Annotated in this window: 10 protein-coding genes; 2 read left to right on the forward strand and 8 right to left on the reverse strand. The window is 35.2% G+C overall.

The window, feature by feature from the left end; translation table 11 throughout:
• Nucleotides 1–63: 63 nt before the first annotated feature.
• The 6 genes from EO244_RS12500 to uvrA form a co-directional block, all read right to left on the reverse strand.
• The gene (locus EO244_RS12500) at nt 64–1635 is read right to left on the reverse strand and encodes a carboxypeptidase-like regulatory domain-containing protein (protein ID WP_129255013.1); all 1572 of its coding nucleotides are present in this window, start codon (nt 1633–1635) and stop codon (nt 64–66) included.
• Nucleotides 1636–1722: 87 nt separating this feature from the next.
• Nucleotides 1723–2730, reverse strand: coding sequence for a FecR family protein (locus tag EO244_RS12505; protein ID WP_129255014.1), 1008 nt, complete (start codon nt 2728–2730; stop codon nt 1723–1725).
• An 82-nt stretch (nt 2731–2812) separates the two neighbouring features.
• Nucleotides 2813–3361, reverse strand: coding sequence for an RNA polymerase sigma-70 factor (locus EO244_RS12510; protein WP_129255015.1), 549 nt, complete (start codon nt 3359–3361; stop codon nt 2813–2815).
• A 137-nt stretch (nt 3362–3498) separates the two neighbouring features.
• Nucleotides 3499–4803, reverse strand: a complete 1305-nt coding sequence (locus EO244_RS12515; protein WP_129255016.1) for a carboxypeptidase-like regulatory domain-containing protein — start codon at nt 4801–4803, stop codon at nt 3499–3501.
• Nucleotides 4804–5084: 281 nt separating this feature from the next.
• Nucleotides 5085–5573 (reverse strand): hypothetical protein, encoded by a 489-nt coding sequence (locus tag EO244_RS12520; RefSeq protein ID WP_129255017.1) that lies wholly within the window; start codon nt 5571–5573, stop codon nt 5085–5087.
• 86 nt (nt 5574–5659) lie between these two features.
• Nucleotides 5660–8452: an excinuclease ABC subunit UvrA gene (gene uvrA / locus EO244_RS12525; RefSeq protein ID WP_129255018.1), complete on the reverse strand. Its 2793-nt coding sequence runs from the start codon at nt 8450–8452 to the stop codon at nt 5660–5662.
• Between the two features lie 174 nt (nt 8453–8626).
• Between uvrA and EO244_RS12530 the strand changes: the two genes are divergently transcribed.
• Nucleotides 8627–9226 (forward strand): RNA polymerase sigma factor, encoded by a 600-nt coding sequence (locus EO244_RS12530; RefSeq protein WP_241687983.1) that lies wholly within the window; start codon nt 8627–8629, stop codon nt 9224–9226.
• A gap of 72 nt (nt 9227–9298) precedes the next feature.
• The gene (locus EO244_RS12535; RefSeq protein ID WP_129255019.1) at nt 9299–9538 is read left to right on the forward strand and encodes a hypothetical protein; all 240 of its coding nucleotides are present in this window, start codon (nt 9299–9301) and stop codon (nt 9536–9538) included.
• A 47-nt stretch (nt 9539–9585) separates the two neighbouring features.
• Here EO244_RS12535 and EO244_RS12540 read toward each other — a convergent pair whose 3' ends face one another.
• A complete protein-coding gene (locus tag EO244_RS12540; protein WP_129255020.1) occupies nt 9586–10557 on the reverse strand; it encodes an MlaD family protein in 972 nt (323 codons plus the stop codon).
• Between the two features lie 57 nt (nt 10558–10614).
• A complete protein-coding gene (locus EO244_RS12545; RefSeq protein WP_129255021.1) occupies nt 10615–11709 on the reverse strand; it encodes an N-acetylmuramoyl-L-alanine amidase family protein in 1095 nt (364 codons plus the stop codon).
• Between the last annotated feature and the right edge of the window lie 58 nt (nt 11710–11767).

Raw genomic sequence — 11767 nt, forward strand, 5'->3', positions numbered from 1 at the left:
TTTTTGCTTTTAAAGATTCGTCTACAGGTCGGACAGGTCCACATTGATAATACAGATCAGTAATTAATCATCTTTTTTAGCTACTTGTTGCATATTGGCATTAATTCTTTCCAAAGCATGCTGAATGCTTTCTTCAGGTTCAATATAATTTTGACTGCCCCAAAATTCTGAATCATATGGCAATCTGGATTTAGACAGAACTGTATTAGGGCGTAAACGTTCTTTGTATTTGAATCGTTCGACATTATTTGTATCTACTTGTGTAATTGCCATTTCGAAGCAGGTTTCAAAGGTTTTTGAGAAGAAATTACGTTTGTGTCGAACTTTAAATTTGAGGTTTCCTTTTGTATGATTCAAGTAGTATTTCCCATTAATATTTTTGTATGAAACATCATATTCAATTTTGAGAGGTCGCACTTTGGTTTTGGATGATTTTTGCGCAATAAAATGATTTTTAGTTTCATTAATTCGCTTTAGTGGGTATGAAAATTCGGCTCTGATAATGGCTAAACTGCGCGTGTCGATATATAGTGTTCCCTGCATTAACAGTTCACTGAGATCAGGTTTGGGCTGGAACTGAATAATATAAACAGGGTGGTTGTTGAACGAACTAATACCATCCATTTGAAAGTAATAAAAGCTTAAATTTTCCAGATTCAGAAAATCAATTTTATTTTTAACGATATCGAGTTGTAGACAACCTTCAACTCCACCTTTTAAACGTAATGATACTGTATCTAATCGGCTGGAATCATAAATTTTTCTCGATTGGAAAATCTTTGCCATATCAATTCTGTTGTATGATTGATAGGATGATTTATAAATATCGAGAATGGATTCCAGATAAATCATGTAGTTTTTATTTTTACTTACAGATTCTCTGTAAAAGGCCGTTAAAAGGCTTGGATGCTCGGGGTAGTTTTTACTGAAATTATTGATGACAGATTTTAGTAAGGCCAACGGATCGGTATTCCTAATAATGACTTCCTGCAAAGAAATATAATCTTCTTCAAGTTCAATCCTAATATCATCTGTTGATAATTGAGCTAAAGGAATTTCAGTGTTTTTTAAACCGATAAAGGAAATGACGAGGGTATCGTTAAAATGCTCGGCCTGTATGTTTAGTAGAAATTCACCATCTACATTACTAATTGTACCAATTGTTTTGCCACGTATGCCAATACTTGCATAGGCTAAGGCTTTTTTGTTTCTTTTATCCAGAATCCGACCTGAAATCTTTTTTGTGTTTAATTGGGGTTTTAAAATTTTCCGGGTAATATTCTCTCGTAAGCTTGTCGGAACAATGATGATTTGTTTATTTATTAGTTGAAAATTTAATGTGGTATCAGGAATGATTTGTCTTAAAACAAGCTTGAGCATTTCGTTTTTAGCAACAAGATTCACGCGTGGTTTTCCGATTAGAATGCTGGCATCGTAGGTGAAATAGGTATTGGTTTTCTTAGCGATGGAATCTAATGCATTCTCTAAACTAAGATTTTTTAGATCGATCGATATTCTTTGATTGAGTCCATTGTTCTGACTTAAGCTAACCCCACTAATCATTAAGAGACAAAAGAGAAGGAATAGCGTTTTTGTCTGTATTTTAATAATTATATGGGTGATTGGCTTAAGCATGTGTTCGTTTTTAATAAGAGGGTAGATGCGTTTTTTTTTTAACCGGATTAAAATAATCCAGAGGCAGACAATTAATTAAAAGTGAGTTTAATTCGCTCTTTTAATTAAAATGACTTTGCCCTTTTTTTCATAAATCAAGTTAAATGGGCTACACATATAGTTCAAAATATTGTCTAAAGGTTCGTGATCAAATGTCGAATTCAAGGCCAGGTTTTTTAGGTCTTCTTCCTGAAAATGAATTTGTACCTGATAGGTTCTTCCCAAAACTCTGGCAACCTCATAAAGTTTGGTGTCTCTAAAGATTATTTGGCGGGTTTTCCACGACAAATAGTTATCATCCCGACTCACCGTTTTTTCAAGTTTTGACTCCTTCAACCGGGCAAAGTCACCTGGAATTAAAACAAGTTTATTGCTTGGTTTGTTTATTGAAGAGAATTGAATTCTTCCTGTTTCCACCAAAACTTCAACTTTGTTTTTGGTGGCGTTGATATTGAACGAGGTTCCCAATACTCTCACTTCAGCATCTTGTGCTTTAATAATAAAGGGTTTATCCGGATTTTTAGCAATATTGAAAAATGCCTCACCAATTAGCTCAATACGACGTTCTTTAGCCTTGAATTTTCTGGGATAAATTAGTTTTGAATCTGAGTTAAGTGTAATTACAGATCCATCTTCAAGGGTAATGCTCCTGTTGGTTTCATTTGATTCACAAACAAATGTTTTGTTTGAATACAAATGCGTGTAAGTGGTTTGGGCTAAAAGTCCAATACCAAGTAGGATTATGATTGAGGCAGCAACTCTCATAAAAGTTTTAAAAGGAGAAAGTCGGTAAATAGAAAGCTTTGTGTTTGCAATTTCTTTGCGCACAATTCTTTTTTTGACATTCTGCCATGCATTATCCGAGTCAAAAGCTTTTTCAGCAAGATATAGGTCTGCATGTGTCAAATCCTTTCCAGAAGCTTTTATTGCTTCAGCATAGCCAGGATTTACCGCCATCTCCGCTTCGAAAACCTTTTGTTCCGATTCTGTCATTTCGCCACTTAAATATTTCGAAATGATCTCCCAATCCAGTGTATGTGAAAATTTTTTAGTCATTCTGTTTGTTTTTAGCAGCTATTGAAAGTTTAGCTGCAGCAATAGTCTTTCTTAATTGTTTTTCTTTGGTATTATAGTTTACTTAAAATAAGCATATGTAATCTTTCAAATTATGCCGAAATGCTTTTAGGGCTTTCCCCATATTGGCTTCGACTGTTTTTATCGAAATGGAGAGCTTTTGAGCAATTTCCTGATACTTTAAACCTTCAAATCGACTCATCTTAAAAATGGTTTCACAGCGTTGAGGAAGTGATGAAAGAGTCTGTTGTACAATTTTGTTTATTTCTTTTTCTTCAAGTTTATTTGTTGAAGACTCGTTTTCGTTATATTGATATTTAAGATATTCCTTGTATTTGTTATGGCTGCCCATTTTTCTTAAAACCTGCAGGGCATTGTGATAGGTAGATCGGTATAAATAAGCTTTTATTGATGTGTGAATATTCAGATCTTTTCTATTTTCCCAAATCTGACAAAAGAGGTTCTGAACAATTTCTTCAGCTAAATCTTTTGTTTTGACAAAGCGAAGGGCATAAAGACATAATTGCGGGTAAAATTCTTTGAAAACTCGTTCAAATTCCTTTAAGTTGCCTTCTCGTATATGTTTTGTAATAATATGATTGTCCTCGAACATTCTTTAGTTTTCGTTTATTTTTAATGTTTAATTAAAAATAGGTCTTTTTTTTAAGTCTCGTTGTATGTGATGAAATTTAGTTTTAAAATATCCCGGAGCGTGAACTCCAGGATATTCTTTGATTAGTCGTTTACATTTTATTTCCCTTGTCTTTTTAATTTACGAATTGCAGCTTCAATTGACTGGTCAGGTTCAATGGTATTAGATGCACCCCAAAAGTCTTTATCACTAAAGTTTCCAATTTCATCAGTCATCACCTGATTCGGTTTGAATCGGTCTTTCCCTTTGAATCTTTCAGGTTCATTTTCGCTTCGGTCAGTAATAGCCATTTCAGTCATTACTGAAAATTTGGAGTTGAACAGCTTACGTTTCCAGTTGCATTTGAATTTTATTTCACCGCGAGCGTAAGTGAAATACCATTTGCCGTCTTTCTCCTGATAGTTCACAATATAGTCAGCAGATAGAGGTGTTACTTCTGCTCCAGCTGGCTTTTTGCGAATAAACATCTGTTTGACTTCTGATTCATTTTCCATATTTAAACTGAATCTGGCGCTACTCAATGCCAGTCTGTCTGCGTCAATATAAAACAGGCCATAGTATAATGGTAAATCAATGCCTGGCTTTTGCTTAAATTCAACCACATAGTGGATTTTATCATTAAGCTTGGTTATATTTTTAAGGGTGTAATTGTAGTTCTCAATAAAATCACCCGACAATAAATTGTAAGGATTTTTGATAATATCAAGGAGCAATGTTGTGTTTGGTCCACCTTGTAATTTGAATAGCAAGGTATCCATTTTTTTTACATCCTGACTTTTACGTCCTTTATAAATTTGAACCTGATCGTCGCGCAATTGTCTGTAGCCTGCTTTGTTGATGTTTACAACGGCTTCAGATAAAGCAACATAAGTTCTGTTTTTCTTAATGGTCTCTCTATAGAAACCTTTCATCATATTAGGATCAAGCGCATAGTTTTCAGCAACTCTCTTAAGAATACTTCGAACAAGGAACAACGGGTCGTGAGGGTAAATATTAATTTCACCGAGAGGTATAATGGCGGATTCCAGTTCAAGGACATTTTTCATTGGGTTTAATGAAGCAATTGCAAATTCCTTATTTTTATATCCGATATGAGATACAGTCAGTGTTGTTGCATCTGAATCTTTAGCAATTTTTAAAAGAAATTCACCATCGCTATTTGATACTGTTGCTACATTGGAGCCATTTACTGTGATGTTAGCAAAAATAAGAAGTTCGCCAGTCTCTTTGTTTTTAATTTTTCCTTTGTAAACATTGTACTTAAGCGTATCGATGACTTGTTGCGTTTTAGCTTTATTTTTCTTTTTGAAATTAAAGCTTTCAGCTCCCATCACTTGGCTAAAAGAAAGGACCAAAATTAATGAAAGCAATATCGAAATCTGTTTTCTGAAATTTGTTTTCATGATCGTATATTTTAAAAGTTTAAGACTATTAGACTATGATTATTGAGAAGGATTGGCCTGATCTTTCTGTCTTTCTACTACTAAGATGCATAATCAGGATAATACCCTATCAGAAAACAATAAAATATACAGATTTTTATTAAAATATTTATATTGGACTGAATGCTACGTGTTTGCATTTTGAGGTTGTGTTGTGAAACGAAGAAAGGCTTTATTACTTTTAAAAGTAATAAAGCCTTTCTTATATTGAGTTGGCCGATTTAGTTACATGTAAATGAGTGTTATTCTTCAGCTTGTTCAATAAGATGGAAAGCTTCATGTAGCAAGCCTTTGCGATCTTCACTAACTGTAGAGATTGCATTTTTTAATTTTTTCATCTCGGTTTCCTTGGTTTGAGAATCAAGGCTTTCTTCCATGTTTTCAATTACAGTGAATGCTTCAAATGCAATCTCGAAATTGCCTTTTATCAGCAAATCGACAAAAAGACCAAGGTGATTAGCAAATTTTAAACTTGATTGCCAGCAAAATTCAATTAATTTTTTTTGAATAGCTTGATATTTAGGACTCTGTATAGCCGCAATAATTGGTTCGACGGCTTTGGGATCTTTGATGTCAAAAATAAAAGCATACAGGGCTTTTTCTATTTCAATATTTGCTGGTGAAACCAGATAATCCAGAATTGCAGGAAGATCGTTAATGCTTCCTTTGGCTCGTAATTTTTCTATATTTTCTATAACAAGTTTGTTATCTGTTGAGTTTAAATCTATCATATTGTAATCTTTTTATTTACTGTGTTGAAATTGTATGTCCCATCATAAAGATAATTAGATAGTCTTAGTGAATGAGTGTCATATTTTTATAATTTTTCTTTCAAATACTCTCCTGTAAAAGAATCTGATTGGTTGATTATATCTTCGGGTAAGCCTTCGAAACAAAGGTTCCCACCTTTATTTCCTCCGTCCGGACCTAAATCAATAATCCAGTCAGCGCATTTAATCACCTCCATATTGTGCTCAATCACAATCAGACTATGGCCTCTGGCAATTAGCGCATTGAAGGCATCCATTAGTTTATTGATATCATGGAAATGGAGTCCGGTTGTAGGTTCGTCAAAGATAAACAGACAAGGCTCCACTTTTTCTTTTGCCAAAAATGAAGCGAGTTTGACTCTTTGACTTTCCCCACCACTCAATGTACTTGATGCTTGGCCAAGTTTTACGTAACCCAAACCAACATCAACCAATGGTTTTAAACGTTGAGCAATTTTTTTCTCCGTTTTACCAGTTGATTCCATAAAGAATTCAGTGGCTTCATTCACGGTCATCTCAAGAATATCATGAATGTTTTTCTCACGATATCTGACATCAAGAATATCATCTTTAAATCGACGACCTTTACAGCTCTCGCATTGCAAATAGACGTCAGCCATAAATTGCATTTCCACCTTGATGATTCCTTCGCCCTGACATTCATCACATCGCCCACCATCGATATTGAATGAGAAATGTGCAGATTTAAACCCGCCATATTTTGATGCTTGTTGATCTGCATATAATTTTCGGATCTCATCGTAGGCCTTCAGGTAAGTTACCGGATTGGAACGCGATGATTTTCCAATGGGATTTTGGTCAACAAATTCCACATTGTTAATCATATGTAAATCTCCTTTTAATGCATCAAAGTGTCCACTTTTATCTGAGTAACCACCGTAATGTTTCTTTAGGGCAGGGTATAAGATGGTTTTGATGAGGGATGATTTCCCCGAACCACTGACACCCGTTACTACTGTCATGGTGTTCAGAGGAAATTTAATGTCCAGTGATTTTAGGTTGTTTTCGCGAGCACCTAAAATTTCAATATAGTTGTTCCATTTTCTCCTGGAGCTGGGAGTTGGAATGCATCGTGTTTTTGAAATATACTGAGACGTTAAGCTAATATCCGACTTTTTAAGTTCGTCTAAATTACCTTGAAAAACCAGTTCACCACCCAATCGTCCTGCATATGGCCCAATGTCAATAACCTGATCAGCAGCCATAATGATATCTTCGTCGTGTTCAACCACGACAACCGTGTTTCCTAAATCGCGTAACTGGCGAAGGACTTTAATTAAAAGCTCGGTGTCTTTTGAGTGAAGACCAATACTGGGTTCATCCAATATATAAAGCGAACCAACCAAACTACTGCCAAGTGAAGTTGCAAGATTTATTCGCTGTGATTCACCACCGGATAAACTGCTTGAAAGTCTGTTTAAAGTGAGGTAACCTAGTCCAACATCAGCGAGGAACTGTAAACGATTTTGTATTTCAATTAAAATACGTTTGGCAATTTTTTCATCGCTTCCTTCTAATTTGATATTGCTGAAGAATTCATTGAGTTCTGAAATTGGCATCAAAACTAAATCCTGAATATTCTTACCTGTAATTTTAATGTAGCCGGCTTCTTTTTTTAATCGGGTTCCACGGCAATCCGGACATGTTGTCTTGCCACGGTAACGCGATAACATTACTCGATATTGAATCTTATATTGTTTGGATTCGACATAGGTAAAGAAAGCATGCAGCCCTTTGAAATATTTATTCCCGGTCCAAAGCAACTGTTTTTGTTCTTCGCTAAGTTCAAAAAAGGGTTTGTGAATTGGGAAATCAAATTTATCGGCAGCAAATACCAACTCATCTTTCCACTTTTTCATTTTATCACCCTTCCAACAGACTACAGCATCTTCGTAAATGCTCAATGTTTTATTGGGAATCACCAAGTCTTCATCTATGCCAATGACTTTACCAAAGCCCTCGCATTTAGGACAGGCGCCAATGGGGTTATTAAAACTAAAAGTATGTGTATGCGGATCTTCAAATGTTATACCATCCGCTTCAAAACGGTTTGAGAAATTATGGTAATTTGTGGTTTGGGAATCGGTAATTGAAATTAAACATTCCCCTTTACCTTCGTAAAAGGCTGTTTGTATGGAATCAGCCAGTCGATTTCGGGTGTCTTCTTCCTTATCAACACGAAGTCGGTCAATAATGATATGAATATCCCCTTCTCGGGATAATAATGCCTGATCTTCTAAAATATCAAATATCTTATGGGCCTTGCCGTCAATTTCAATTCTCGAAAACCCTTGTTTAGACAGGATTTCCAGCTGTTCTTGTCTCGTCCGTTCGGCATTGGGATGTAGCTCAGCCATAATCATGACAGTTGCATCGGGTTCTTGTTCAAGAGTAAAATTAACCACATCAGTAATACTGTGTCTTTTTACTAAACTATTTGAAACAGGGGAGTAGGTTTTTCCCACTCTTGCAAATAAGAGTTTCAGATAGTCGTATATTTCAGTAGACGTTCCGACGGTTGAACGCGGATTTCGTGTATTAACTTTCTGCTCGATGGCAATAGCTGGTGGAATCCCTTTAATGAAATCGACTTCGGGTTTATTAATTCGCCCAAGGAATTGACGGGCATAGGCTGATAAACTCTCAACATATCGACGCTGCCCTTCAGCATAGAGCGTGTCGAAAGCCAAGGACGATTTTCCTGATCCGGAAAGGCCTGTGATCACAATAAATTTATTGCGAGGAATTTTTAAGTCGATATTTTTAAGGTTATGGACTCTTGCTCCCTTTATAGTGATGAATTTATCTTGATGAATCATGTTTGTTCCGTGAAATTCTGAGCGAAATATAAAATCTTACAAATTTATTTAAGTTCTTACGATTTGCAAAACTCTTTAATATTTATAATCTTGCAGATGATATAATAATTGACACACTAAAACCTACTTCGCTTATAGATCAATCTCTACACAGTATTACTTAAAATATAAAATGTGAAATTGGAGAAGTTTGATTTAAAAAGCGATCAATATTATATTGAGCGATTTATTTCCGGGGACCAGTCTGGGATAGAAATGCTTATAACTCGCCACAAAGATAGGGTGTACACCTACATTTATTTAATTGTAAAAAATAAGGATCTGACTGAAGACATCTTCCAGGATGTATTTATTAAAGTCATTCAATCTTTACGTGCAGGAAAATATCGCGACAACGGTAAGTTTTTGGCTTGGGTTTTTCGGATTGCCCATAATTTGATTATCGATCATTACAGGCAGGAGAAAATGAATAAGGTTTATTCGAATGATGATTTTGAATTGGATCTTTTTAATTCAGAAAAATTTAGTGACGACAATTGTGAGGATATCATGATTCGGTCTCAGGTGCATTACGAGGTGAAAGAATTGGTGGATCGCCTTCCATCGGATCAGAAAGAGGTGATTGTTCTGCGTCATTATAAGGGCTTGAGTTTTAAAGAGATTGCTGATGATACGGATGTTAGTATCAATACGGCATTGGGGCGTATGCGTTATGCTTTGATTAATTTGAGGAAAATGATTGAAGAGAAACAGCTTAGTTTACTGATTTCGTAGTGCCCTAAATGCTTTGATATACTAAAATGTAAATATTCGCGTTAGAGAGGTATAAACCAATTAAAAATGCGAATGAATTCAATTTTTACACTTGTAGGTTGGTCATCAACAATGAGTCATGATGATTTTCTGTCTGAACTTGAAAGCATCTCGATAGATGACTTGATGGGATCGGGAGATTTAATCAAATATATCGATGATTTATTGATTGAAGCGCCAACTAGTTTGATTAAAAGAATTTTACGTTTCTCAGATGCTCATCGAAATGTAAACACGTCTTATGAGGGTCTGAATGATCTGATTTTGAACTAAAAAATAAGCCAGGTTTTAGCCTGGCTTATTTGTATGTATTTATGTTCTTATTTCTTACGCTTATCCTTTCGTCCAAACACTGAAAGATGAACATATCTTTTGGGGTGATCTTTAAGATCGATTAATAATTCATCTAAGTGTTTCGAAGCAGATTCCATATGAAAATAAAGACTGTCATTTTTGAGAAAGGCTCCCATGCTGCCTTTGCCTGAATTTATTTGCTGGAAAATTTCGTTTAGCTGAGCCAAAGCGGCATTGGCGTTGTTCACAGTTGACGTAATTTCAGCCTGTTTTAAGGAGTCAGATATACTGGAGAAGTTGTTCAGGATTTTACTGATGTTTTCTCCATTGGAATCCAGATTGCTTGTTATTGATTCAACATTAGACAATATTTTTTCCATATGAGATCGTTGTCCGCTAACCAAGGTGTCAAGATTCCCGGATGTATTCTCTAAATTGTCTATTGCATTCTTAATATTTGAAAGGCTTTGCGAAATATTATCACGGGCATCAGCGTTAAAAATATATTGGATTACTGTCAATACAGAATCGACACTTGACATCAAGCGTTCAGCTTTATTTTTCAGAGGTAGCATTTGCATGCTAACCTGTTCTTTAAGATCGCCCTCAATGCTACCGCTAATGGTATCGCCAGCTTGCAATATCTCTTTTGAGTCGCCAGGGTTGATTTGAATTTCTTTGGTTCCCATAATATCCGAACTCACGATACGAACTGTTGTATTTTTGGGAAGGTGGAATTCATTACCAACTGAAAATGATACAATAAGATCATTAATATTTGACTCGTTAAAATTGATTGACTTAATTTGACCAATTTTAAAGCCTTTTAGAGTTACCGGACTGGATTTTTTAAGCCCATCAACTCTTTGATACTTTGCGTAAAACACTTGCTCTGTTGAGAAAATGCTGTTTCCTTTAAGGAAATTAATTCCCCAAATAAAAATTGTAACGGCAACTACAACCAATAATCCAATAGTAGCTTCTTTTGATATTTTCATTTAAGTATTATTGTGTTATTTCTCTGTTTTTCTTTAATCAAAGGTATAGAATATTTATTATGATTTTTGAATGTTTTTGGCTTCTTTGATGGAAATAGGATTTCCTTTGTAGTAAGCGACTATAAAACAATCTGAAACACGTCTCTTGATTTCTCTTTTTTTGTTGATAACTGTTTTTAGATTGGTTGAATGTCCAACTGAATATTTATAAACCCCATTAATTAAATGTTCTTCAATAGTTCCTAAACCTTCAAATACTTTAGAGTTCAGCGGGATTCTTTTTGATGATGATTTCACCTGGATACAGAAGCATACTTCATCTGAATTGGTATCTGCGACTTCTGTTTTTTTGATTACAAGAGTTCTTGAGCTGTGTCTTTCAATTTCTTCCTTATAAGATCTAAAGGCTCTGAAAATTCCCGAAGCCATATAGTCTTGTCCTTTTTCGGATAATAAAAATTTCTCTTCTTTAGGATTTGAAATAAAACCAACTTCGATTAATACCGAAGGCATGCTGGCTTTTCTTAGAACCCACAACTCAGCCGCTTTTACTCCTCTCGATTGCCTTCCAACTCTGCTTTTGAATTGATATTCGGTATGTTGAGCCATCGATGTACTATTATCAATATGCAGGCTATGCATCAGGTTAAAGATGATGTATGAAGCCGGGTCCTTAGGGTTGAATCCCTCGTATTTATTACTGTAGTCGTCTTCGTAGAGCATCACAGAGTTTTCTTTCATCGCCACAGCCAGGTTATCTTCTGATTTGTGAAGCCCCAAAATAAAAGTCTCAGTCCCATAGGTTCGTGTGTTGTTCTTGAGGCTGTTGGCATGAATAGAAATGAAAAGATCAGCCTTGCATCTATTGGCAATCTCAGGGCGTTCTTGTAGCGGGATAAAGACGTCGGTATCCCGGGTATAAACAACTTTGATATCCGGAAAGTTTTCTTTGATATAGTTTCCGGTTTTCAGAGCAATACTTAGAACAATGTTTTTTTCGTAGCTATGTTTCCCAATAGCACCAGGATCTTTACCTCCGTGTCCAGCATCAATGACGATTGTATTAATTTTATATTCGGAATTTTGTCCCTTACTAAAAAAACTGTTCGTACAAAGAACTAAAACCATTAAAAAAACTGATACTCTATTCATTATATTTTATGAAATTTTATTTGAAAAAACATTCAGATTTGAAATCTTTATAAAAGAA

It is taken from the genome of Ancylomarina salipaludis (assembly GCF_004122035.1).
Taxonomy (GTDB): Bacteria; Bacteroidota; Bacteroidia; order Bacteroidales; family Marinifilaceae; genus Ancylomarina; species Ancylomarina salipaludis.

Bases quoted from the DNA above. Each gene is read 5' to 3' on its own strand.
- EO244_RS12500 (WP_129255013.1), bottom strand. From the start codon at position 1,635: ATGCTTAAGCCAATCACCCATATAATTATTAAAATACAGACAAAAACG.
- EO244_RS12505 (WP_129255014.1), bottom strand. From the start codon at position 2,730: ATGACTAAAAAATTTTCACATACACTGGATTGGGAGATCATTTCGAAA.
- EO244_RS12510 (WP_129255015.1), bottom strand. From the start codon at position 3,361: ATGTTCGAGGACAATCATATTATTACAAAACATATACGAGAAGGCAAC.
- EO244_RS12515 (WP_129255016.1), bottom strand. From the start codon at position 4,803: ATGAAAACAAATTTCAGAAAACAGATTTCGATATTGCTTTCATTAATT.
- EO244_RS12520 (WP_129255017.1), bottom strand. From the start codon at position 5,573: ATGATAGATTTAAACTCAACAGATAACAAACTTGTTATAGAAAATATA.
- uvrA (WP_129255018.1), bottom strand. From the start codon at position 8,452: ATGATTCATCAAGATAAATTCATCACTATAAAGGGAGCAAGAGTCCAT.
- EO244_RS12535 (WP_129255019.1), top strand. From the start codon at position 9,299: ATGAATTCAATTTTTACACTTGTAGGTTGGTCATCAACAATGAGTCAT.
- EO244_RS12540 (WP_129255020.1), bottom strand. From the start codon at position 10,557: ATGAAAATATCAAAAGAAGCTACTATTGGATTATTGGTTGTAGTTGCC.
- EO244_RS12545 (WP_129255021.1), bottom strand. From the start codon at position 11,709: ATGAATAGAGTATCAGTTTTTTTAATGGTTTTAGTTCTTTGTACGAAC.